Here is a 24,370-nt window from a genome sequence, read left to right as displayed (position 1 = left end):
GCGACAAGGCAGAAGGTACAGCCGTAGAAAGCTGGACTTCAGAAGCTGGTAAGTCTAAAGACTTGAACTTGGCACCTGGCACTTACACCTTCCATGAGGAAGCCGCTCCAACAGGCTACCTCAAAGTAACCGACATCACTTTCCAAGTCAAACATGACGGCACAGTGGAAGTGACCAATGTTGGTGAAAAAGACTCTAAGGGTGAAGAAAACAAAGTTGCCACAAACGGTTCAACTGTAACTGTAACTGATAAAGATGATGACCTTCCACGTAAGATCACCTTCAGCAAGGTTAGCCTTGGTGGAACAGAAATCGCTGGTGCAGAGATTAAGATCTATAAAGGCGACAAGGCAGAAGGCACAGCCGTAGAAAGCTGGACTTCAGAAGCTGGTAAGTCTAAAGATCTCAACTTGGCTCCAGGCACTTACACCTTCCATGAGGAAGCAGCTCCAACTGGTTACCTCAAAGTAACGGACATCACTTTCCAAGTCAAATACGACGGCACAGTGGAAGTGACAAATGTTGGTGAGAAAGACTCTAAAGGTGAAGAAAACAAAGTCGTAACCAACGGCTCAACAGTAACTGTAACCGACAAAGACGATGACCTTCCACGTAAGATCACCTTCAGCAAGGTAAATCTAGCGGGTGAAGAAATCGCGGGTGCAAAAATCCAAATTTTCCGTGGAGAAAAAGTTGCAGGTAATCCTGTGGCTGAATGGACTTCAAAAGCCAAACAATCACATGTACTTGATTTGACTCCGGGAGTATATACTTTCCATGAAGAGGCCGCTCCAACTGGATACTTAGCAGTAACAGATATTACATTCCAAGTTAACTACGACGGAACTGTAACAGTGGTAAATGCTAGTGGAAATCAGGTTGAGTTCAAGGATGGTAAGTTAGTAGTAACGGACCAAACTGAACCAGAAAATCCTAACCTACCAAACACTGGAAGTGAATCTGGACAAGCTGCATTAGCAGCAGGTTTAGCTCTTCTAGCTTTAGGCGCAGGTCTTGTAGCAACTAAACGAAGAAAAGAAGACTAATCTCATTTAGTAGCCAATAAGTACAGTAAAGAAAGATCAGGGATAACCCCCTGGTCTTTTTTTATGGTTCAGAATAATGAAATATGCTAAATTAAACTATTTATCAGGATGGGATATGACTATTACTAGATTTCTTCTGAGTTTTACTTATATAAAATAGTTTGGATAATTATTAAGGTGTATCAAACTTATAAATAAATGGAATGTTTTGTACAATGTTTCTTTCTGTTTGTTTAAAAGAGAAGTTGTTCGTATGTGTACACTATACTTAAAGAAACTATAGTGTGATGAAAGAATTAGTTTTTATGGCAGTAATTTTACACTGTGTCAATATTTTCAAAAGGCAATAACCTCATAATATTACAAAAAAAGTTAATTTTGTTTTATAATGAAATTAAAGGAGGTTTCTATATTAAGAATAGAACAAATATGGTAAATATTGCACTCACATATAGTTATGAAACATGTTAATATGATGTAACTTATTCAATAACCCTCATGGATTTCAACGAATTCGAAAGGAGATGAGTGTTGAGATTTTATAATCATAGTTTGTCGTTTTAATGTTTTCGGTAATTTAGAAAGGAAGATTATGAAGAACAAGAAATTTTGGTTACCCATCCTAACTTCTCTGGCCTGTTTGCTAGGGATAATCTTTGCTCCAAATTCAGTTCAAGCAAAGGAACTGAAGAACGTTATCAGTAATATTGGAATTTGGGAAGTTGATAATGGTAAATTTATAAGTCCGGATGAAAATGGAATTTATAACCTTTCTCCAGAGCACCATGACTACTCAAACTATAAGTTCTCAGTGGATTACGATTTGAGCGCCTATGATGGTAAGTTAGAGGACGGTGATACCTTTACCTTTACTGTTCCGAGCCCTTTAACTGTTAGAAATGAAACTTTTGATTTAAAAGATAAGGAAACAGATCTCGTTATCGGAGAAACTCAAATTGTATCAAACGGGGATAATAATGGTGGTAAGGCGACTATTACATTAAAAAATCTGAAAGCCTATCTTGAGAAAAAAGGTGGCTATCAAGTCCAAAACGTTAGAGGAAATTTCTTTGTTGGTTTTAGTTCTAAAAATGAATTAAGCAATGAAACGCTTCGTTTTGATAAAACGGAAACCATAAATGAAATTACCCATCAAATCAAGGTTAAAAAAGGTGATGCGGCTGATTATTCTGAAGGAATCGGTCGAGCTAATTTCAATAAATATCATGGTTTGATTTACAAAGAGGATTGGACATCCAAGGCTCTAAATAAGAGTGGAAAATACTTACACAGCTGGTATGTTCGTGTTAATCCGAAACAAGCAGCTTATAATAAAATTGAAATTCATGACTGGGTAGATCCAAATGCTTCACCAATGCAGATGATCCCTGAAACATTCAGCGTTACAGCAGGTTGGTATGATCAATATTATTACTTGAAAGATGAAGTGGTTTTAGAAGCTGGTAAGGATTACCAAGTAAAATGGAATGATTCTTACACAGAATTTACTTTAACAATTAACAATGCATCTTCAATTCTTGCGAAGAACGGTAAACCAGCAGCATTTCGAATTAATTATAAAACAAGTGCTCCAGCTGATGGCACGCAAGTCCAAAACAATGCTGAAATGAAGGGTGATGACCAGATTCTAACATATGACGACTATAGTAATAAGACAGTCGTTAAGCAAATCGGAAACTCAGTCGTTGCTTCTGGCGGTACAATTCAGTTAGAAACAGGTTACCGTATCATTCTTTACAAGGTCGACGAGCTGACTCATGACCGCCTAAAAGGAGCAAAATTCAAGATTACTCCTCCGGCAGGAGCTACGGCTAAAGAAGAAATTGTAACGACAAATGATGACGGAATTGCTGAATCATCTATTTACTCAGAGAGTGATATCAAGAAAGGGAACTTTACGGTAACCGAGATTGGGGCTCCTGAAGGATATGAGTTGAATCCTACTCCATTCGAGATGACTGTTGGACAAGACGGAGCTATCAAAACAGTTACAAATAAACGTAGCAAAGCTAAAGCTAAGATTAAAGCTAATAAAAAACTTACAGGTCGTGAGTTAAAGGCTGAAGAGTTTGAATTCACTTTAACAGATCAAGATGGTAAGGTGAAAGAAACTGTGAAGAATGACAAAGACGGAAGCATTGCTTTCTCAGAATTGGAATTCGACAAAGCAGGAACTTATACCTTTAAAATTGCTGAAAAAGCTGGCAGTGATACAAGCATCAAGTACGACACTAAAACTGTCACGGCTACAGTTACTGTGGTAGATAAGGGCAAAGGTGCACTTGAAGCAACTGTTTCTTACGATGATGAAAAAGCTTTCGAGAACACTTACACTCCAGCAAAAACTGAAGTTCCTGTTAAGAAAGTATGGAAGGACGCGAACAACCAAGATGGTAAACGTCCATCTTCTATCACAGTTAAATTGCTTGCGGATGGTCAAGATACTGGTAAGACACTTGAACTTAATGCCAGAAACGGTTGGGCTGGAAGCTTCACAGATCTTGATGCTGATAAAGGCGGAACACCTATCCAGTACACGGTAGTAGAAGTAACTGTTGCTGGTTACACTTCTAAGGTTACTGGTGACGCTGCATCAGGATTCACTATCACAAATAGCTATTCACCAGAAACAGTTGATGTAAAAGCAACTAAGAACTGGGAAGATGCCAACAACCAAGACGGCAAACGTCCGACTAAGATTACAATCAATCTTTTAGCAGACGGTAAGAAAGTTGATTCGAAAGAAATTCAGGCTGCTGCAGACGGAACATGGACTGCTACATTCGAAAAATTAGCAAAATATAAAGCTGGTAAAGAAATCAAATACACTGTAACAGAAGAAGCCGTAGCAGAATACGAAGCGACTATTACAGACTTTACCATCACAAACAAATATGCTCCTAAAGAAATTGACTACAAGGTAACAAAAGTATGGAACGATGCGAACAACCAAGACGGCAAACGTCCTGAGTCAGTAACCGTTCAACTTTTCAAATCTGTAGGTGGATCTAAACCAGTAGCCGTTGAAGGTAAGAAATTGACCTTGACAGCTAAGGATAAGACTGATGATAACACTTGGGTAGCATCCTTCACCAATCTTCCACAATACGAAGCTGGTAAAGAAATCACTTACTCTATCGATGAAGTAGATGTACCAGCTGGTTATGAAGCTTCTGTAACTGGTCAAGTAGTGACTAACACTCACAATCCGGATACAGTTATCCTTTCAGGAACTAAGGTGTGGAAAGATAACAACAACCAAGACGGCAAACGTACAACATCTGTGAAAGTTCAAATTCTTAACGGCGACAAAGTTGTTCAAGAAATTGAAGTTTCAGAAAAAACTGGCTGGAAGTTCGAATCTAAAAAACTTCCTAAGTATGAGAATGGTAAAGAAATCAAGTATACTGTCAAAGAAACTGCTATGACAGAATACAAAGCAACCATCACTACAGATAAGGATGGCAAGTACACCATTACCAATGAATATACACCAGAAAAAATTGCTGTAAGTGGACAAAAGACCTGGATTGATAATAACGACCAAGATCGTATCCGTCCAGCATCTGTCACTGTCGCTCTTCTTGCCAATGGTAAAGAAACTGGCAAGACAGCAATCGCAACAGCTGAAACAGGTTGGAAGTATGAATTCACTGAACTGGATCGTTACCAAAATGGTAAAGCAATCGAGTACACAGTCAAAGAAGTTGGTGTTCCTACAGGTTACACAGCTACTGAAACTGGTATGAATGTGACCAACACCCACACACCAGAGAAAACCACTGTAAAAGGTCATAAGATCTGGAAAGATGAAGATAACAAAGATGGCATCCGTCCAGCATCTATCACCGTAAAACTTCTTGCAGATGGCAAGGAAACTGGTCAGACAGCTACAGTGTCAGAAACAAGTGGCTGGACTTATGAGTTCACAGGTCTTGATCGTTATCAAGAAGGTAAGGAGATTGCCTACACTGTTGAAGAAGTGAATGTTCCAGATGGTTATACAGCTTCAGTAGAAGGTTACAACATTACAAATACGCATACTCCTGAAAAACCAACACCTGGCAAACCAAATGAACCAGGTAAGCCTAAAAAGGGTGGGGAATTACCTAATACAGGAAGCGAGTCTAACCAAGCGACTCTAGTAGCTGGAATCGCCCTTCTTGGATTGGGAACAGGATTCTTGGCAAGACGCAAAAAAGAAGATTAAGTTTTTTAAACGGTATCTTTCACGAAATTTTGCAACACAGTTTAAAAGTGGAAACAAGTGTCAATGGAAATTGGCACTTGTTTTTTTTGTAACTAACCCTGGTTCTACTACCAGATACAAGTGGATAGTTGCCACTTACTAAAAAGCTATTGTTTTTGCGATGAATTCCACTATAATAGGTGACAAATAGAAAAGGAGATGTTACATATGATTGAAACAAGATTACAAGATAAATTGAAGTCAGGTTTGGAGGTGGAAAATTTTCAAAAAGATGGGGCTATCTATCTGTCTCTTAATCCAGATTATTTATCTGGAGATAATGCTAAATACATGACCATGTACAACCGTATGGCTCGCTGGTATGATATGAGTGAGAAATGGATAGGACCACTTCTCCACGGCAAGGCAATTGATAAGTTGAGAAAGGATCTGATGGAGGAAATAGAATGGAAGGATAATTTATCTGTTCTTTATGTCTCTATCGGGACTGGTCAAGACCTACGTTATATTCCTGAGACAATCGACCTGAAAAGTTTAGACTTTGTAGGGGTAGATATTTCTATCAGTATGCTAGAAAAATGCCAGAAATCTTGCGCTAAAAAGACTAATTTGCAACTTTTCCATGCTTGCGCGGAGGATCTACCCTTTGCGGATAATAGTTTTGACATTGTCTACCATATTGGCGGAATCAATTTTTTCAATGATAAGGCCAAGGCTATGCAGGAAATGCTACGAGTGGCGAAGCCAGGAACCAAGCTTTTAATTGCAGATGAGACGGCTGACTATGTGGATCAGCAATATAAGAAAAATCATTTTAGTAAGGATTATTTTAAAGATGCTACTGTTGATTTGAGTGAAATTGAGAATGCTGTTCCAAGCGAAGTTAAGGAAAATGAAATGAAACTTCTTTGGGATGGCAAATTCTACGCCTTGACATTTAGGAAATAAGATAAAGTATCTTGGTAGAGCTTAGAAAACAAGGTATGAAGATAAAAACATTCCCTTAGACAGCTGTCTGAGGGAATGTTTTTTATGGGAGCATCATCAATTCGACAACCATAGCAATGTAGATGATTAAGGTAAGGAGAAAACCGGCTCTCCAGAAGAATTTGATGAATTTAGGGTAATAAAAACTTCGTTTTTTGACAAGGAAAAAGACTACAAGGAGGATTGCTAGGAGAGAAAGTGCGACACCAAGTCGCGGTAGAAAGTTGTGGGTAAAGGCTTTAGCAGTAATCAGATAGTACTCAAATACCAACAGTGGAAAAGCTAGATCCGCGAAATTAAATCCTATTTTCCTAAGTCCGAAAAGCTTGGTGACAATAAAGCAAACCACCAAGGTTAATATCAATAATAAAATAGATGCTATTTTCATTAAAATCATACCCATATTGTATCATAAAAAAACGCTAAAGGAAATGAGAAACAAGGGAATTTGTTGGAAAGTCAGGCTTTTGAGATTGTAGGTGTTTTTTGTTATAATGAAAGTTATGAAATCTTATAATACCTTGAATGATTATTATCGAAAACTTTTTGGAGAAAAGACTTTCAAAGTTCCTATTGATGCGGGATTTGACTGTCCAAATCGGGATGGAACTGTAGCCCATGGTGGTTGTACTTTTTGTACGGTTTCAGGTTCTGGAGATGCTATCGTGGCACCGGATGCCCCTATCCGTGAGCAATTTTATAAGGAAATTGACTTTATGCACCGCAAATGGCCAGATGTTAAAAAGTATCTAGTTTATTTCCAAAACTTTACCAACACCCATGAAAAGGTGGAAGTGATTCGGGAGCGATATGAGCAGGCTATCAACGAACCTGGTGTAGTGGGAATCAATATCGGAACACGCCCGGATTGCTTACCTGATGAAACAATCGAATATTTGGCTGAGTTATCGGAACGCATGCATGTGACGGTTGAATTGGGCTTACAGACTACTTTTGAAGCAACCTCTGACTTGATTAACCGTGCCCATTCTTATGAATTGTATGTTGAAACAGTAAAACGCTTGAGAAAGTATCCCAAGATTGAAATTGTTTCCCATCTGATCAACGGTCTTCCTGGGGAAACCCATGAGATGATGGTTGAAAATGTCCGTCGCTGTGTTACGGATAATGATATTCAAGGAATTAAACTGCACTTGCTTCACCTCATGACCAATACACGGATGCAGCGAGATTACCACGAAGGACGTTTGCAACTGATGAGTCAGGACGAGTATGTCAAGGTCATTTGTGACCAGTTGGAAATCATTCCCAAGCATATCGTCATCCATCGAATTACAGGAGATGCACCTAGAGATATGTTGATTGGTCCCATGTGGAGCCTCAATAAATGGGAAGTGCTAAATGCTATTGAAACTGAAATGAGACGCCGCGGAAGTGTGCAAGGATGCAAGGCTGTAAAACAGGAGTTTTAAAATGAAAAGACCACTTGAGATGGCACATGATTTTTTAGCTGAAGTCGTGACAAAAGAGGATATTGTTGTGGATGCGACCATGGGTAATGGGCATGATACCCTTTTTCTAGCCAAGCTAGCCAAGCAAGTCTATGCCTTTGATATCCAGGAGCAGGCTTTGGAGAAAACCCAAGAGCGTTTGGATCAGGCAGGTATGACAAATGCCCAGTTAATCTTGCAAGGTCATGAGACACTAGACCAGTTTGTGACAGAAGCTAAGGCAGGGATTTTTAATCTGGGTTATCTGCCTTCTGCTGACAAATCCGTCATCACTCAACCTCAGACTACTATCGAAGCATTAGAAAATCTGTGTCATTTGCTTGTCAAAGGGGGACGGATTGCTATCATGATCTACTATGGTCATGAAGGAGGAGATACTGAGAGGGATGCTGTATTGGATTTTGTTAGCCAATTGAACCAACAAGAGTATACAGCTGCCATTTATCGGACTCTCAACCAAGTTAATAATCCACCGTTTTTAGTTATGATTGAAAAATTAGAAAGGTATAGACATGGATAAACAATACCTTCGTGAGAAGCTTGAGGCAATGCGCCAAAATTTTGTCGAGTCAACGCATCACGAGCGAGCAGTCGGCGTGCTCGACGAAGCACATATGAGCAAGAAAATGCTTAAAATCAAGAAAAAATTAGTGGCTCTTGAAATGGAACGATGCCAGAAAAAAATTGAGCACAAAGACTGTTCTAAGATTGATCAGAAAATCCAAGAGCAAAAGGAGATTTTTGAATCTTGTTGTAAAAAAGATTAAGGAGGAATTGTGTGGAATTACTCATTTACTTGATTCTATTTTTATTTGTCTTAATCATTTCAACCACGACCAATAAACTTCTCCCTTTTTTGCCCCTTCCTCTTGTACAAATTCTTTTGGGGATTGGGATTGGTTTATTTGTTCCCGATGCGGACTTTCATCTCAATACAGAGCTGTTTCTAGCCATGGTTATTGGTCCCTTACTTTTCCGGGAGGCAGAAGAAGCGGATATTACGTCCATTTTGAAGCATTGGCGGATTGTCGTCTTTCTGATCTTTCCTGTGATTTTTATCTCGACCTTAAGCTTGGGGGGCATGGCTCACTTCCTTTGGATGACTCTTCCTTTGGCGGCCTGTTTAGCAGTTGGAGCGGCACTTGGGCCAACAGATTTGGTTGCCTTTGCATCTCTTTCTGAACGTTTTCGTTTTCCCAAACGGGTTTCTAATATCCTAAAAGGGGAAGGACTCTTAAATGATGCTTCTGGTTTGGTTGCCTTTCAGATGGCTCTTGCTGCTTGGACAACAGGAACGTTTTCATTCAGCCAAGCAGGAACTTCCCTAGCACTTTCTATCTTTGGTGGTTTTGTAGTCGGTTTTGTGACGGCTATGGTCAATCGTTTCTTGCATAGCTTTTTGCTGAGTGTACGAGCGATAGATATAGCCAGTGAACTATTGCTAGAGCTAAGTTTGCCACTCATGACCTTTTTCATTGCAGAAGAGTTTCATGTTTCAGGGATTATCGCAGTAGTGGTTGCAGGTATTTTGAAGGCCAGTCGCTTTAAGAAAATTACGCTCCTTGAGGCTCAGGTAGACACCGTGACGGAGACCGTCTGGCACACCGTGACCTTTATGCTAAATGGATCAGTCTTTGTTCTCTTGGGAATGGAATTAGAGTTGATAGCAGAGCCGATTTTGTCTAATTCTCTCTACAATCCCCTTCTTTTACTGATTTCAGTTGTCGTTCTGACATTCTTGCTTTTTGCGATCCGCTTTGTCATGATTGCTGGTTTTTACTTTGTGAGGACGCGTCGACTTAAGAAAAAAATTCATAAGTACATGAAAGATATGCTTCTTTTGACCTTCTCTGGTGTCAAAGGGACAGTATCTATCGCGACCATTCTCCTCATACCAAGTCATTTGGAGCAGGAATACCCTCTCTTACTCTTCCTTGTAGCAGGCGTTACACTATTGAGCTTTCTAACAGGTTTATTGGTCCTCCCTCACTTATCTGAAGAACAAGAGGAAAGCAAGGATCATTTGATGCATATTGCGATTCTGAATGATGTAGCTGCAGAATTAGAAAAAGAACTGGACCATCACAAGAACAAACTTCCTCTTTATGCAGCTATTGATAATTACCATGGTCGGATTGAAAACCTCATCCTTAGTCTGGAAAATAAGAGAGTCCAAGAGGACTGGGAGTCCCTCAAGCTTCTTATCTTGAGTATTGAGAGTGACGGTTTGGAGCAAGCCTATGAAGAAAATAGAATCAGCGAGCGTGGCTATCGAGTTTACCAACGTTACCTAAAAAACATGGAGCAGAGTATCAATCGGAATTTCGCTTCTAGAGTGACTTATTACTTCCTAGTTTCCTTACGGATACTGCGCTTTCTACTCCATGAAATGTTTACCTTTGGCAAAACTTTCCGTAGTTGGATAAATGAAGAATCTCGTAAACTACTAGCAGTTGACTATGATCAGATTTCAGAGTTGTATTTGGAAAATACAGAGTTGATTATCGAGAGTTTGGAAAACCTAAAAGGGGTTTACAAGAGTTCTCTGATTAGTTTTATGCAAGAATCTCGTCTACGCGAGACGGCCATTATCGGAAGTGGTGCCTTTGTTGAGCGGGTTATCAATCGCATCAAGCCAAACAATATTGATGAAATGCTACGAGGCTACTATCTCGAACGTAAGGCAATCTTTGAATACGAAGAAGCTAAACTGATAACAGCCAAGTATGCCAAAAAACTACGCCAAAATGTGAATAATTTAGAGAATTATTCTCTGAAAGAGGCCGCAAATACTTTACCTTATGATATGCTAGATTTAATCAGAAGAACTTAGATGATGAAGAAAATGACGGAGGATGGAACATGAAAAAGTGGTGGAAAGAGCTGATGGACAGGCCCTTATTGAAAGCTTTTTTGCATTATTATCAAGCATCTGATAGTGAGTTGACCAGTGTTGCGGTTGCCTACTATTGGTTGATTTCAATCTTTCCTTTGCTAATGATAATGGTCAATATTTTGCCTTATTTTCAGATTCCAGTCTCAAATTTCTTACTGACAATCAAGGAATTCTTGCCTGATACGGTGTATGATGTGGTTGCCAAGATTGTACGAGAAGTTCTGACTCAACCATCAACTGGTTTGCTGAGTTTTGCCGTTTTATCTGCCCTCTGGACCTTTTCGAAATCAATGGATTTCCTCCAAAAAGCTTTTAACAAAGCCTATGGGGTGACCAAGAGTCGAGGAATTATCTCCCATCAGTTGATGAGTCTACTTGTTAGTTTTGGCCTGCAGATTCTTTTTGCCTTGGCCTTGTTTTTGAGTATGTTTGGTCGTATGTTGCTCAACCTCCTCAAAACTTACTGGCAATCAGACAGTCCGCTATTTTCCTACCTGCAAGATTTTACAGGCCCTCTGGTCTATGCCTTGATCTTTGCCATTCTAGTCATGATTTATTACTTCCTTCCAAAAGTAAAAGCACCACGAATCCGCTATGTTTTACCAGGAAGTGTCTTTGTCTTGCTAACTCTTATCTTTTTATTGAATATCTTTTCTGTCTACGTCAATAGTTATGTCAATCATCTGGTTGATGTCCGATTTTTCAGTTCCATTATCGTGGTAGTCATGATGTTCTGGTTTATTCTCATTGCAAAGATTTTGATTATCGGAGCAGTTATCAATGCCAGTGTTCAGAGCTTGAAAGATCCAAAGTTTAGTATGGAATAATTAGAAAAATCCCTATTAGGTTTCCTAATAGGGATTTTCTTAATAGATAAACATGGCATCTCCAAAACTGAAGAAGCGGTAGTGTTCTTGGATGGCATGGTGATAGGCATCTAGGACTAAGTCACGACCGGCAAAGGCAGAAACTAGCATAACAAGAGTTGACTTGGGTAGGTGGAAGTTGGTTGAAAAAGCATCCACAACCTTCCAGTCATAGCCTGGTTTGATAAAGATATTGGTCCAGCCAGAATTAGCCTGGATTTGCCCATTAAACTTGGAACCGATGGTTTCCAGTGTGCGGATAGAAGTGGTTCCTACAGCGATGACGCGACCTCCATTTTCCTTGACTGAGCGAAGGGTGGCAGCTGCTTCATCAGAAAGTTGGTAGAACTCCGAGTGCATTTCATGTTCGTCCAGATTGTCAACAGAAACAGGTCTAAAGGTTCCTAAACCAACGTGGAGGGTCAAATAAACCAAATGGACACCCTTGGCTTGGATTTCTGCTAGCAGTTCTTTGGTGAAGTGCAATCCAGCAGTCGGTGCTGCAGCAGAGCCACTTTCTTTAGCGTAAACCGTTTGATAACGTTCACGGTCATCTAGTTTTTCGTGGATGTAGGGTGGTAGTGGCATTTCACCCAGACTTTCCAAAACTTCTAGGAAAATTCCTTGGTATTCAAAGCGGACAATGCGGCCCCCGTGGGTCAATTCTTCCGTAACGACAGCGCTGAGGCGACCATCTCCAAAGCTGACGCGAGTACCGACCTTGAGGCGTTTGGCTGGTTTGGCGAGAACCTCCCACTCATCACCAGCAGTATTTTTGAGCAGGAGAAGTTCCACATGGCCTCCGGTCTCCTCTTTTTGACCATAGAGGCGGGCAGGGAGAACACGGGTGTCGTTCATGACAAGGGCATCACCAGGTTCCAGCATGTCGATAATGGAGTGGAAGTGTTTATCCTGCATTTCTCCCGTCTCGCGATTAACGATAAGGAGTTTGGAGGAATCTCGTTTTTCAAGGGGCGTTTGGGCAATCAATTCCTCAGGTAAGTGGAAATCAAAATCAGCTGTATTCATATATCTCTTCATTCTTTCTAAGTTCTAATCTTATCCATTATAACATGTTTCAAGTTTGGGCGCTCTTTTTTTAGAAATTAAATCGTTTTCACTTGACAAAAATTGGTCTATACCATATAATAAATATAGATTAAAATGGAGGATGAAAAGATGAAAGTTATTAAAGTTGAAAACCAAGTCGAAGGTGGAAAAGTTGCTTTTGAGATTTTGAAGGAAAAATTAGCCAATGGCGCTCAAACATTGGGACTTGCGACAGGAAGTAGTCCACTTGAGTTTTACAAAGAAATCGTTGAGAGTGACCTTGATTTTTCAAATCTAACCAGTGTGAACCTTGATGAGTATGTAGGGCTTGATGGGGACAATCCACAATCTTACCGTTACTTCATGCAAGAAAACCTGTTTAACCAAAAACCATTTAAAGAAAGTTTCTTGCCACGTGGTGTTAAGGATAATGCTGAAGCAGAAGTAAAACGCTACAATCAAATTTTGGCTGACCATCCTGTTGATTTGCAAATTTTGGGAATCGGTCGTAATGGACATATCGGTTTTAACGAGCCAGGAACTCCATTTGACAGTCAAACGCATCTAGTAGAACTTGACCAGTCTACTATCGAAGCTAATGCTCGCTTTTTTGACAAGATTGAAGACGTTCCAACTCAAGCCATTTCAATGGGAATTAAAAACATCTTGGATGCCAAGTCAATTATTCTCTTTGCTTACGGTGAGTCGAAAGCAGAAGCCATCGCTGGAACAGTGTCTGGTCCAGTGACTGAAAGTCTACCAGCAAGTAGCCTACAAAACCACCCTGACGTGACCATCATTGCAGATGCAGAAGCGCTCAGCTTACTTGAAAAATAAAAATTACAAGAACCGCTTGCTCTTTGGAGTGAGTGGTTTTTTCTAGCTTTCATGAGTCAATAGAAAGAAGTGGTATAATAGATTGGTAGAACAACTATATCTAGTTAGGTTCAATTTTTACTATTTTATGATATACAAGGAGAGAATGAAAGTATGCTATTAGAAAATAATCTGATAAAAGACAATATACGAGCTGAAAACAAAAGCTTTCTCTATTATTTACACGAGGAAAAAGTATTTGATTCGCAGTCGCTAGCTGATTTATGTCGCTACGTAGAAAAGATCGATTCTATTAGTATAGATCAGATGAGGGATTTGCATTTTATTGAAAATCAAATTCTTCGTCATCTGGTATATCATTTTGACAGCAATGACTTGAGTAAGATTTCGAATCTTCCTGATGAATATTGGGAATATATTGAACCTTTTGAACAAGCAGTAACAAAGTTGTATGATTTGATGTAAAAATTGGTGGATTTGATAAAGTATAGGCAAGAAAGTAATTATTGAATCGGAAAATCGGAATAAATGTAGGTTTTCCCTTGACAAATATTCATTTTGCGTGTAAAATGGAATAGATCTTGAACTTGAAGGGAGTGAAAAAAATGTCTAAAACAGTAGTACGTAAGAATGAATCTCTTGACGATGCACTTCGTCGTTTCAAACGTGCGGTTACTAAAGCTGGTACTCTTCAAGAAACACGCAAACGTGAATTCTATGAAAAACCTTCTGTAAAACGTAAACGTAAATCAGAAGCAGCTCGTAAACGTAAAAAATTCTAATTTGAAATGAAAGGCTAGATTTGTCTAGTCTTTTTTTGCACAATGTTTAGAGGAAGAAATTGTTATGAGAGAGTATATAAAAGAATATCAAAAGATGCGTGAAAATCACTTGGAAGATTGGGGTTATTGTGCTGATCCGATAGATTGGAAGGAATTTGAAGAGTCAAACCAAAGAATTTTTGAAAAGTATTTGACCGATTCAAAAGTATTGTCTGACAAGGTTTTAAGGGTAAAATTGTACAGTAGCTTATTGCTAGATGATACTAAATATTTTGCCTATTATGCGGCGTTTTTAGATGGGGATTATAAGCAGTTAAACAACGCTCTATGGCAAACAGGAAGAACCGAGCTGCTGAGAGGCGGTTTGTTGGCAAGTGGAACCATCTACACAGATGGAATTTTGAAAGGCTTGTTTACCTCTTTTGCTTGTAATGATTTTTCAGCCATTCCATCATTCATCCCCAAAGATTTACCCTTGTTGAAAGGAACCTATTATCCAGAAAATGTGATGAATCTTTTATACGCTCTTTATTATCAAGATGAAGAAAGATTATCCGAGTCTCTCTTGCGTGCACAACAGTTTTTAGGGAAGAAAAAACGAACTGGTATGGAAGAATTTTCTGTTCGGTATTTTATAAGTTTGGCAAAAAAAGATGCAGTTGCATTAAGCGAGTCCTTACAAAACTTATGCCAAGCTTATCAGAGACGAGGTTACCCCTATGAAAAGATTGATAAGTGCTTTGCGGATGAGATCCATGGTCTATATCGTTTGGTACGATTGTTTGACCATTCCTTGTTTGAAGAAGTCAGTATGCCGTCTCATAAGACTTTTTTGAAGGAGTTTGAAGAATGGCAAGTCCAAAATCAGTTTCCAAAAGGTCAACAGTTCTATACCTATCCTCAAGATATGGCTGATGCAAATAGAATACTAACAAAAGGTCTTCCAAGGATTTACTTAGAAAAATCTGGAAGGGACTTGGTGATAGACGTTGACCGATTTGCAGTAGATTTGTCTCGGTTGATTTAAAAGAGTACGAAAAGACTTCCTAGTCAAATCTTTTCCCAAGCAACATCAAATAAATACTGTAAATCCTGCAAAAAAAGGAAACTTCCACCTACAATCTGATATAATAGTAGGGAGAACTCGATTGAAGGAGGAAATTATGTCGGTTTTAGTAAGAGATGTCATTGAAAAACTCAGACTAGATATTGTCTATGGTGAAGGCGAATTACTTGAAAAAGAAATCAATACTGCGGACATTATGAGACCTGGTCTTGAAATGACGGGCTACTTTGATTACTATACACCAGAACGGATTCAACTGTTAGGGATGAAGGAGTGGTCCTATTTAGTTGCCATGCCTGCCCAGAACCGTTATCAAGTTTTGAAGAAAATGTTTCTACCTGAAACACCTGCGGTTATCGTTGCTCGTGGTCTGGTAGTACCAGAGGAAATGTTGAGGGCTGCTAGAGAATGCAAGATTGCGATTTTAACCAGTCGAACAGCAACCAGTCGTTTATCTGGAGAACTTTCTAGCTATCTTGATTCCCGTTTGGCTAAACGTACCAGTGTGCACGGTGTCTTGATGGATATCTATGGCATGGGTGTCTTGATCCAAGGGGATAGTGGTATCGGTAAGAGCGAGACAGGTCTTGAGCTTGTGAAACGTGGACACCGTCTGGTAGCAGACGATCGTGTAGATATTTATTCTAAGGATGAAATGACTCTTTGGGGTGAACCTGCTGAAATCTTGAAGCATTTACTTGAGATTCGTGGAGTTGGGATTATCGATATCATGAGTCTCTATGGTGCGAGTGCTGTAAAAGATTCTTCACAAGTTCAGCTAGCAGTTTATTTGGAAAATTATGATACGCATAAGACCTTTGACCGTCTAGGAAACAATGCCGAAGAACTCGAAGTTTCTGGTGTAACGATTCCGCGTATCCGCATCCCAGTAAAAACAGGACGCAATATCTCCGTTGTTATTGAGGCGGCTGCCATGAATTACCGTGCTAAAGAAATGGGCTTTGATGCGACACGTTTATTTGAAGAACGCTTGACAAATCTAATCGCTCAAAATGAGGTGAAACATGATTAATCCAGTCGCATTTGAAATTGGCCCCTTTGCTATTCGTTGGTATGCTTTGTGTATTGTAGCTGGTCTGGTTCTGGCAGTCTACCTTGCCATGAAAGAAGCTCCTAAAAAGAAAATTTTATCAGATGATATTTTGGATTTTATTCTGATTGCTTTTCCGGTAGCTATTTTAGGTGCTAGACTATACTACGTACTCTTTCGCTTAGATTATTATCTGCAAAATCCAGGTGAAATCATCGCCATCTGGAATGGTGGTTTGGCCATTTACGGAGGTTTGATAGCGGGCGCTATTGTCCTTTATATCTTTGCAGATAGAAAGCTGATCAATACTTGGGATTTCTTAGATATTGCAGCACCGAGCGTCATGATTGCCCAGAGTTTAGGGCGCTGGGGGAACTTCTTTAACCAAGAAGCCTATGGTGCAGCGGTAGATAGTTTGGATTATTTGCCAGGCTTTATCCGTGACCAGATGTACATTGACGGTAGCTACCGTCAGCCGACCTTCTTATATGAGTCGGTTTGGAATCTGATTGGATTTGCTTTGATTCTGATTTTTAGACGAAAATTAAAGGGAATCAGACGTGGTCATATCACTGCTTTCTACTTGATTTGGTATGGCTTTGGTCGTATGATTATCGAAGGAATGCGGACGGATAGTCTCATGTTCTTTGGTCTGCGAGTTTCCCAATGGTTATCAGTTATCCTTATCGGACTCGGTATTTTTATCATACTTTATCAAAATCGAAAGAAAGCCCCTTTCTATCATACAGAGGAGGAAAAATAAATGTTAGAAGTTGCATATATACTTGTTGCGATTGCTTTGATTGTCTGTTTAGTCTATTTGACAATCACGATTCAAAAAGCAGGTCGTATGATTGATGAGACAGAGAAAACCATCAAAACGTTGAGTTCAGATGTGAACGTTACCTTGCATCAGACCAATGAATTGTTGGCTAAGGTCAATGTGTTGGCAGATGATATCAATATCAAAGTTGCGACGATTGATCCACTCTTTACAGCTGTGGCGGACTTGTCAGAGTCAGTATCTGACCTCAATCAGCATGCACGTGTCTTAGGCAAAAAAGCTTCATCTGCTGGTTCAAAGACCATTAAAACAGGTGCAGGCTTGTCAGCTCTTCGTTTCGCAAGTAAAATTTTCAAAAAATAAAAAAGGAGAAATCTTATGGGAAAACTATCCTCTATCCTTTTAGGAACGGTTTCAGGTGCAGCTCTTGCCTTGTTCTTAACCAGTGACAAGGGCAAGCAAGTTTGTAGTCAAGCTCAGGATTTTCTAGATGATTTAAGAGAAGATCCAGAATATGCTAGAGAGCAGGTTTGTGAGAAACTAACTGAAGTGAAGGAACAGGCAACTGACTTTGTATTGAAAACAAAGGAGCAAGTAGAATCTGGTGAAATCACTTTTGATAGTGTCCTTGACCAAGCTAAAAACTGTGCTCGACAAGCGACGGAAGCATCGAAGGAAACCTTTAACAATCTCAAGGAGCAATGGCAAGAACAGTCAGCAACTCCAGATATCGTAGAAGACGAAGAAGAGATTATTATTGATATTACAGAAGAATAAAACATCACCATCTCTGGTTCATCTAAGGTTCTGGGGATGGTGATTTTTATCTGGAAACCAGTCTTTGTGGTATAATAAATACTATGCAGAAAAAACCAACGTCAGCCTATGTGCATATTCCCTTTTGCACACAGATTTGTTATTATTGTGACTTTTCAAAAGTTTTTATCAAGAATCAACCAGTAGATAGTTATTTGGAGCATCTGCTAGAAGAGTTTCGTTCTTATGATATCCAAAAATTGCGAACCCTCTATATTGGAGGTGGGACACCAACTGCTTTGTCAGCTCCGCAACTAGAAGTGCTCTTGGATGGCTTGACTAAAAACTTGGACTTGTCTGTCTTAGAAGAGTTGACCATTGAGGCTAACCCAGGAGATCTGAACGCGGATAAGATTGCGGTTTTGAAAAACTCGGCTGTCAATCGTGTTTCCCTAGGTGTCCAGACCTTTGATGACAAAATGCTGAAAAAGATTGGGCGCAGTCATTTGGAAAAGGATATTTATGAGAATATCGACCGCCTCAAACTGGCTGGTTTTGACAATATCTCCATCGACCTAATTTACGCTCTTCCTGGTCAGACCATGGATCAGGTCAAGGAAAATGTGGCTAAGGCCATTTCGCTTGATATTCCTCATATGAGCCTTTATAGCTTGATTTTGGAGAATCATACGGTCTTTATGAACCGTATGCGTCGAGGGAAATTGCCCTTGCCCAAGGAAGAGTTAGAAGCAGAGATGTTTGAGTACATCATTGCAGAACTTGAGCGAGCCGGCTTTGAGCATTATGAGATTTCCAATTTCTCCAAGCCAGGCTTTGAAAGTCGCCACAATCTCATGTACTGGGATAATGCTGAGTACTATGGTATCGGTGCGGGTGCTTCAGGTTATGTGGACGGAGTTCGTTATAAAAACCACGGTCCTATTCGACATTATCTCAGTGCGGTAGAGGCAGGAGATGCTCGGATAACTGAAGAACGCCTGAGCCAAAAGGAGCAGATGGAAGAAGAAATGTTTTTGGGACTTCGCAAGAAATCTGGGGTTTCCATGGCTAGATTTGAGGAAAAATTCGGACGTTCCTTTGATGGACTTTATGGCGAGATCATCAGAGACTTGGTTCACCAAGGCCTTATGCAGATCTACGGTGATCGTGTCCGAATGACAAAGAGGGGTCTCTTCTTGGGAGACACTGTAGCAGAACGATTTATTTTGGAGTAGAACAATGGACTTAACTTATCAAATGAAAATGAAAATTCCTTTTGATATGGCGGACATGAACGGTCATATCAAACTTCCAGATGTGATTTTGCTGTCCTTGCAAGTATCAGGTATGCAGTCAATTGAGCTGGGAGTTAGCGACAAGGATATGTTAGAACGCTACAATCTGGTCTGGATTATTACAGACTATGCGATTGACGTGGTACGTTTGCCTCGCTTTGCTGAGGAGATTACGATTGAAACAGAAGCCTTAACTTACAATCGTCTTTTTTGCTACCGCCGTTTCACTATCTATGATGAAGCAGGTCAAGAAATCATTCGCATGGTAGCAACCTTTGTTCTTATGGACAGAGACAGTCGTAAAGTCCATGCTGTCGAACCGGAGATTGTTGCTCCTTATCAGTCTGAGTTTGATAAAAAACTGATCCGTGGGCCAAAGTATGCAAATCTAGAAAACCCGTTCAGTAAAGACTACCATGTTCGTTTTTACGACTTGGATATGAATGGTCATGTTAATAACAGTAAATACTTGGATTGGATTTTTGAGGTTATGGGAGCAGATTTTTTGACCAAGTATATTCCAAAGAAAATCAATCTCAGATATGTCAAAGAAGTGCGACCAGGTGGAATGATTGCTTCAGCTTATGAACTCAAGGGACTAGAAAGCAAGCATGAGATTATCAGTGATGGGGAGATCAATGCTCAAGCTATGATTACGTGGCAAGAAATTGAAGGCAATTAGAAAGGACGATATGGCTTATAAAGGTTATTTAATTGATTTAGACGGAACCATTTACAAGGGGAAAGACCGAATTCCCGCGGGTGAGGCTTTTGTCCATGAGTTACAAAAAAGAGAAATTCCCTACCTCTTTGTGACCAATAATACAACTCGTACTCCTGAGAGTGTTCAAGAGATGTTGGCTCAGAATTTTAACATTAATACACCTCTATCAACTGTCTACACAGCGACTTTGGCAACCATCGACTATATGAACGACTTGGGACTGGAAAAGACAGTCTATGTCATTGGTGAAGCAGGGCTCAAGGATGCTATCCAGGCGGCAGGTTATGCGGAAGACAAGGAAAATCCTGCCTATGTGGTAGTTGGACTGGACTGGCAAGTCGACTATGAAAAATTTGCGACGGCGACTCTAGCCATTCAAAAGGGGGCTCACTTTATCGGAACCAATCCTGACCTCAATATCCCGACGGAACGTGGTCTCTTGCCTGGTGCTGGTTCACTAATTACACTTCTTGAAGTCGCTACACGGGTCAAACCAGTTTATATCGGAAAACCAAATGCTATCATTATGGATAAGGCAGTTGAGCACTTAGGCTTGAAAAGAGAAGAGTTGCTCATGGTTGGGGATAACTACCTGACAGATATCCGAGCAGGAATTGACAATGGCATTCCAACTCTCTTGGTGACGACAGGTTTTACCAAGGCAGAAGAAGTAGCAGATCTGCCAATCGCACCAACTCATGTAGTTTCTAGCCTTGCGGAGTGGAATTTTGATGAAAACTAAACTGACCTTTTGGGGAAGTATGCTCTTTCTCCTCTCCCTGTCTATTCTCTTAACCATTTATCTGGCATGGGTTTTCTATCCCATGGAGATTCAGTGGCTGAACTTAGCGAATCGAGTCTATCTAAAGCCAGAAACCATTCAGTACAATTTTCATATCTTGATGAATTACCTGACTAATCCCTTTAGTCAGGTCTTAGAGATGCCAGATTTTCGTTCATCAGCGGCAGGTCTACATCACTTTGCGGTGGTGAAGAATCTCTTCCACTTGGTTCAGCTAGTTGCCCTAGTGACACTTCCAAGTTTCTATTTCTTTGTTAGAAAGATTGTAAAAAAAGGCTTTTTACCACTATATCGTAAAAGCATCTTGATTCTTGTACTATTGCCCCTAATCATTGGGCTTGTAGGAGTGTTGATTGGATTTGAGCAATTTTTTACGCTTTTCCATCAGATTCTCTTTTGGGGAGATGATACTTGGCTTTTTGATCCAGCAAGGGATCCCGTTATTTGGATTTTACCAGAGATTTTCTTCCTCCATGCCTTTGTACTTTTCTTTGTTTTGTATGAAGGAATATTCAGTTTCCTTTTTGTTAAAGCTTCAAAGAAATAGTGGAAAAAGTTCTGTATTTTTAATAAAAAACGAGAGAAGTTGCTCTACTCCCTATTTATTGTTAGGTTATCCTAAAGATAAACTTGCAAAGCAGGAGATTTTTGCAGAAAACAGTCTATTTTCTATGAAAAAATAGGCTTTTTTTCTAAAAATACCTAGTCAAGCGCTTTATTTTTTTGTATAATAGAAATAGCAAGTATAGATAAAAGAAGAGAAAAGCATGATTACACTATTTTTATCACCGAGTTGTACATCATGTCGTAAGGCAAAGGCTTGGTTAGAGACGCATAAAGTGCCCTTTCAAGAGCATAATATTATGACTAGTCCTTTAACAAGAAAAGAATTACAACATATTCTTTCCTTGACCGAAAATGGTACTGATGACATCATTTCAACTCGTTCAAAAATTTTTCAAAAATTGGATATTGATGTAGAGAGTATCTCGGTATCGGAGTTGCTTCAGTTGATTGAGCAATATCCTAGTCTTTTGCGCCGCCCAATTATTATAGATACCAAACGCATGCAGATCGGTTTTAATGAAGATGAAATTCGTGCTTTTCTCCCTCGTAGTTACCGTAAACAAGAACTAAAAGAAGCAACATTGAGAGCTGGTATAGGATAGATGAACAAACAGTATAGTTACCCACTAGATTTGTCGTGGAGCACTGAAGAACTTGCTTCAGTGCTTTCTTTTTTTAATGATGTTGAAGCTGCTTATGAAGATAAGGTAGAAGCAAAAAAACTGCTAGAGTCTTACAAGGAATTCAAATTGGTCGTGCCAAGCAAGAGTGAAGAGAAACGTTTGGGACGAGAATTTGAAACAGTTAGTGGTTATTCGCTTTACCGAGCAGTTCAGGCTGCCAAGGAAAAAAGAGAAGGGAAGATTTCTCTTGAAAACTAAATTTGAATTTGCCAAACAGATTGTGAAGGAAGCTGCTGCCTATATTTTGGCTCACATGAAAGAAGATTTGCAGGTTGAGCGCAAGTCTTCCCCTACTGACTTGGTGACGCGTTTGGACAAGGAGGTCCAGGAACTCTTGGTTGAACGGATCAAGTACTCCTATCCTGAGGACTTGATTTGCGCGGAAGAGGGTTGTTTACGTGCTGCAGTCGGTCAAGGTTCCGTTTGGGTGATTGATCCCATTGACGGTACCAATAACTTTGTCGCCCAGCAGGAAGATTTTGCCGTGATGTTAGCTTATTTTGAAAATGGGGTTGGCAAATTTGGCATCATCTATGATGTCATGAAAGGTGATTGTTACCATGGTGGTGGTGCCTTTCCTCCTTGCCGCAATAATGAGCCCTTACCGCCTTTTAAAAAGAAACCTCTTCAAGAATTTTTAGTTGCCGGCAACTCAGGTATGTTTGAAAGCAATGAGTGGGGATTGGGTGATTTGGGTCGAGCAGCGTTGGGTGTCCGTGTCTACGGCAGTGCGGCCATTAGTTTTGCCAAGGTTTTATCAGGTCGTCTTCTGACTTATATTACCTATCTGCAGCCATGGGATTACGCTTCGGCCAGTATCTTAGGGGAAAGTCTGGGTTATCGTCTTCTTACGGTATCAGGTGAGCCCGCTGATTTTAAAACGCGTCAGCCTGTCATGATGGTGCCAATCGAGATGCAAGAAGAGATTCAGTCTTATATCTACGAAAGGAAAGAAAACTAAATGCAATTTCCAGAAGGATTTGTTGAAAAATATGAAGCGATACTAGAAGATGAGGCAAGAGACTTTCTTGCCTCTTTTAAACAAGAAGCGGTTTCGGCTTTTCGGGTCAATCCCTTAAAAGAAAGTCAGTTATCGTTTGCTGATGCTATTCCCCATACACCTTGGGGGTATTATGGCAAGGTCTCAGGGAAGTCACCAGAGCACGCGACAGGTCTCGTTTATTCTCAAGAGCCTGCAGCCCAAATGGTGGCTCAGGTAGCTCAACCAAGTCCTGGTATGAAGGTCTTGGACTTGGCGGCGGCTCCAGGTGGAAAATCCACTCAACTAGCAGCTTATCTGGCTAATCAGGGAGTCCTTGTCTCCAACGAAATTTCAAGCAAGCGTGCTAAGATTTTAGTGGAAAATATGGAGCGATTTGGAGCGACAAACGTTGTTGTGACTAATGAATCTGCTGACCGATTGGCCAAGGTTTTTAAAGGTTACTTTGATGTGATTGTCCTTGATGCACCTTGCTCGGGTGAAGGGATGTTTCGTAAGCAGCCCGATGCCATGGATTATTGGAGTACCGATTATCCTAGCCAATGTGCTAGTCTTCAAAGAGAAATTTTAGAAGATGCAGTGACCATGCTTGCAGAAGGTGGCCGTTTGGTCTATTCGACCTGTACTTGGGCACCTGAAGAAAATGAAGAAATCGTCCACTGGTTACTGGATACTTATGATTTTGAACTGCTTCCAGTCGAGCATGTGAACGGTATGGTAGCAGGAATTAACCTTCCTGAAACGGCGCGGATGTATCCTCATCATTTCAAGGGAGAAGGCCAGTTTGTTGCCCACCTGCAGTTTAAGGGACAAAATCCCGCACCTAAATTCAAAGCTAGCAAAAGCAATCTCAGTCGGGAACAGCAGAACTTGTGGCATGATTTTGTTCAAAAATACTTGCGAGTCAATCTAACTGGTATCTTGCAAACTTTTGGAGACCAGCTCTATCTCTTGCCAGAGATGCTACCTAATCTAGGGAAACTCAAAATTGCCCGAAATGGGCTCCATCTGGGTACTTTTAAGAAGAAACGCTTCGAACCAAGCTTTGCTCTCGGATTAGCCTTGAAACCAAGCCAAGTAAAACAAAGTGTCGAAATCAATGATAAGGACTTTGTAAAATATGTGGCTGGTGAGACTGTTCAATTGTCTGAAGCTCGACCAAATGGTTGGTACCAAGTTCTGGTTCAAGGAAACGGATTAGGCTTTGCCAAGGTAACGGGAAATGTTTTGAAAAATTATTATCCAAAAGGACTCAGATTCAGGTGAAAAAGCTAGTCAAAGAGCCTATTCTATGTTATAGTGGAAGTATGAGTTTTTTCTGATAGTCTTTCATTATTACTTATATTATACGATGGAATTGTCCGCTCCTAAGAATGACTAGATAAAATAAAGCGGGACAATCATTGATGATAATTAGATGATCAGGACAAACGGAAGAAATCAGAACATTTATCATTATGTTCAAGGAGAATAAC

At 40.1% G+C, this 24,370-nt stretch carries 26 protein-coding genes; 24 read left to right on the top strand and 2 right to left on the bottom strand.

Translation table 11 applies throughout. The features are described from left to right. From B7720_RS09520 to B7720_RS09510, 3 genes are all read left to right on the top strand, one after another. The coding region (locus B7720_RS09520; RefSeq protein WP_142358715.1) for an MSCRAMM family protein at positions 1 to 1,046 on the top strand (1,046 nt) is incomplete at its 5' end. A gap of 592 nt (positions 1,047 to 1,638) precedes the next feature. Further along, the gene (locus B7720_RS09515; protein ID WP_084857742.1) at positions 1,639 to 5,277 is read left to right on the top strand and encodes a Cna B-type domain-containing protein; all 3,639 of its coding nucleotides are present in this window, start codon (positions 1,639 to 1,641) and stop codon (positions 5,275 to 5,277) included. A gap of 207 nt (positions 5,278 to 5,484) precedes the next feature. Next, positions 5,485 to 6,225, top strand: a complete 741-nt coding sequence (locus tag B7720_RS09510; RefSeq protein ID WP_070567056.1) for a class I SAM-dependent methyltransferase — start codon at positions 5,485 to 5,487, stop codon at positions 6,223 to 6,225. A gap of 82 nt (positions 6,226 to 6,307) precedes the next feature. Here the strand turns inward: B7720_RS09510 and B7720_RS09505 are convergent, their stop codons facing one another. Next, on the bottom strand, positions 6,308 to 6,667 hold the full coding sequence (locus B7720_RS09505) for a DUF3397 domain-containing protein (protein WP_070567053.1): 360 nt from the start codon (positions 6,665 to 6,667) through the stop codon (positions 6,308 to 6,310). Positions 6,668 to 6,758: 91 nt separating this feature from the next. Here B7720_RS09505 and mnmL point away from each other — a divergent pair, with 91 nt between their 5' ends. Genes mnmL through B7720_RS09480 form a run of 5 tightly spaced genes read left to right on the top strand, consistent with a single transcriptional unit; the run spans position 6,759 to position 11,459 of the window. Beyond that, positions 6,759 to 7,697, top strand: a complete 939-nt coding sequence (mnmL, locus tag B7720_RS09500; RefSeq protein WP_084857740.1) for a tRNA modification radical SAM protein MnmL/YtqA — start codon at positions 6,759 to 6,761, stop codon at positions 7,695 to 7,697. Between the two features lies 1 nt (position 7,698). Continuing rightward, entirely contained in the window at positions 7,699 to 8,256 is a 558-nt protein-coding gene (gene mnmM, locus B7720_RS09495; RefSeq protein WP_084857738.1) for a tRNA 5-(aminomethyl)-2-thiouridylate-methyltransferase MnmM, read from the top strand. Beyond that, entirely contained in the window at positions 8,249 to 8,503 is a 255-nt protein-coding gene (locus B7720_RS09490; protein ID WP_000361094.1) for a hypothetical protein, read from the top strand. Before mnmM ends, B7720_RS09490 begins: the two co-directional genes overlap by 8 nt. Before the next feature lie 11 nt (positions 8,504 to 8,514). Beyond that, positions 8,515 to 10,569 (top strand): cation:proton antiporter, encoded by a 2,055-nt coding sequence (locus B7720_RS09485; protein WP_049477701.1) that lies wholly within the window; start codon positions 8,515 to 8,517, stop codon positions 10,567 to 10,569. 29 nt (positions 10,570 to 10,598) lie between these two features. After that, on the top strand, positions 10,599 to 11,459 hold the full coding sequence (locus B7720_RS09480) for a YihY/virulence factor BrkB family protein (protein WP_000759520.1): 861 nt from the start codon (positions 10,599 to 10,601) through the stop codon (positions 11,457 to 11,459). Positions 11,460 to 11,498: 39 nt separating this feature from the next. Here the strand turns inward: B7720_RS09480 and queA are convergent, their stop codons facing one another. Next, positions 11,499 to 12,527 (bottom strand): tRNA preQ1(34) S-adenosylmethionine ribosyltransferase-isomerase QueA, encoded by a 1,029-nt coding sequence (gene queA, locus B7720_RS09475; protein WP_084857736.1) that lies wholly within the window; start codon positions 12,525 to 12,527, stop codon positions 11,499 to 11,501. Positions 12,528 to 12,677: 150 nt separating this feature from the next. Here queA and B7720_RS09470 point away from each other — a divergent pair, with 150 nt between their 5' ends. The 16 genes from B7720_RS09470 (at position 12,678) to B7720_RS09390 (ending at position 24,161) form a co-directional block, all read left to right on the top strand. Next, positions 12,678 to 13,385, top strand: coding sequence for a glucosamine-6-phosphate deaminase (locus tag B7720_RS09470; RefSeq protein WP_084857734.1), 708 nt, complete (start codon positions 12,678 to 12,680; stop codon positions 13,383 to 13,385). A 153-nt stretch (positions 13,386 to 13,538) separates the two neighbouring features. Continuing rightward, entirely contained in the window at positions 13,539 to 13,850 is a 312-nt protein-coding gene (locus B7720_RS09465) for a hypothetical protein (RefSeq protein WP_084857732.1), read from the top strand. Between the two features lie 140 nt (positions 13,851 to 13,990). Further along, the gene (gene rpsU / locus B7720_RS09460) at positions 13,991 to 14,167 is read left to right on the top strand and encodes a 30S ribosomal protein S21 (protein WP_000048054.1); all 177 of its coding nucleotides are present in this window, start codon (positions 13,991 to 13,993) and stop codon (positions 14,165 to 14,167) included. 64 nt (positions 14,168 to 14,231) lie between these two features. Continuing rightward, positions 14,232 to 15,194, top strand: coding sequence for a hypothetical protein (locus tag B7720_RS09455; RefSeq protein WP_084857731.1), 963 nt, complete (start codon positions 14,232 to 14,234; stop codon positions 15,192 to 15,194). A 136-nt stretch (positions 15,195 to 15,330) separates the two neighbouring features. After that, on the top strand, positions 15,331 to 16,266 hold the full coding sequence (gene hprK / locus B7720_RS09450; protein ID WP_000115190.1) for an HPr(Ser) kinase/phosphatase: 936 nt from the start codon (positions 15,331 to 15,333) through the stop codon (positions 16,264 to 16,266). Next, positions 16,259 to 17,047 carry a prolipoprotein diacylglyceryl transferase gene (lgt, locus tag B7720_RS09445; protein WP_000609707.1) on the top strand — a complete coding sequence of 263 codons (789 nt, stop codon included), beginning with the start codon at positions 16,259 to 16,261 and terminating at the stop codon, positions 17,045 to 17,047. The genes hprK and lgt overlap by 8 nt, the downstream gene beginning before the upstream one ends. Continuing rightward, positions 17,048 to 17,431, top strand: coding sequence for a DUF948 domain-containing protein (locus tag B7720_RS09440; protein ID WP_084857729.1), 384 nt, complete (start codon positions 17,048 to 17,050; stop codon positions 17,429 to 17,431). Between the two features lie 15 nt (positions 17,432 to 17,446). Next, positions 17,447 to 17,845, top strand: a complete 399-nt coding sequence (locus tag B7720_RS09435; RefSeq protein ID WP_084857727.1) for a YtxH domain-containing protein — start codon at positions 17,447 to 17,449, stop codon at positions 17,843 to 17,845. 83 nt (positions 17,846 to 17,928) lie between these two features. Continuing rightward, positions 17,929 to 19,059, top strand: a complete 1,131-nt coding sequence (hemW, locus tag B7720_RS09430; RefSeq protein ID WP_084857724.1) for a radical SAM family heme chaperone HemW — start codon at positions 17,929 to 17,931, stop codon at positions 19,057 to 19,059. Positions 19,060 to 19,063: 4 nt separating this feature from the next. Then, positions 19,064 to 19,801, top strand: a complete 738-nt coding sequence (locus tag B7720_RS09425; protein ID WP_084857722.1) for an acyl-[acyl-carrier-protein] thioesterase — start codon at positions 19,064 to 19,066, stop codon at positions 19,799 to 19,801. A gap of 10 nt (positions 19,802 to 19,811) precedes the next feature. Next, positions 19,812 to 20,585: a TIGR01457 family HAD-type hydrolase gene (locus B7720_RS09420; RefSeq protein ID WP_000323533.1), complete on the top strand. Its 774-nt coding sequence runs from the start codon at positions 19,812 to 19,814 to the stop codon at positions 20,583 to 20,585. Then, positions 20,575 to 21,192, top strand: coding sequence for a TIGR01906 family membrane protein (locus B7720_RS09415; RefSeq protein WP_042902104.1), 618 nt, complete (start codon positions 20,575 to 20,577; stop codon positions 21,190 to 21,192). Before B7720_RS09420 ends, B7720_RS09415 begins: the two co-directional genes overlap by 11 nt. A gap of 220 nt (positions 21,193 to 21,412) precedes the next feature. Continuing rightward, positions 21,413 to 21,814 (top strand): Spx/MgsR family RNA polymerase-binding regulatory protein, encoded by a 402-nt coding sequence (locus B7720_RS09405; protein WP_000631261.1) that lies wholly within the window; start codon positions 21,413 to 21,415, stop codon positions 21,812 to 21,814. Then, positions 21,815 to 22,093 carry a UPF0223 family protein gene (locus tag B7720_RS09400; protein ID WP_001041966.1) on the top strand — a complete coding sequence of 93 codons (279 nt, stop codon included), beginning with the start codon at positions 21,815 to 21,817 and terminating at the stop codon, positions 22,091 to 22,093. Then, positions 22,083 to 22,856, top strand: coding sequence for an inositol monophosphatase family protein (locus B7720_RS09395; RefSeq protein WP_000850026.1), 774 nt, complete (start codon positions 22,083 to 22,085; stop codon positions 22,854 to 22,856). The genes B7720_RS09400 and B7720_RS09395 overlap by 11 nt, the downstream gene beginning before the upstream one ends. After that, complete coding sequence (locus B7720_RS09390) at positions 22,857 to 24,161, top strand: RsmF rRNA methyltransferase first C-terminal domain-containing protein (protein WP_084857720.1); 1,305 nt, start codon at positions 22,857 to 22,859, stop codon at positions 24,159 to 24,161. It begins immediately after the preceding gene. Positions 24,162 to 24,370: the final 209 nt, after the last annotated feature.

This window comes from Streptococcus oralis subsp. oralis, from assembly GCF_002096455.1.
GTDB classification, from domain to species: domain Bacteria; phylum Bacillota; class Bacilli; order Lactobacillales; family Streptococcaceae; genus Streptococcus; species Streptococcus oralis_CY.
Note: the sequence above shows the minus strand (reverse complement) of the source record. Positions and strands in the feature narration are given on the sequence as shown.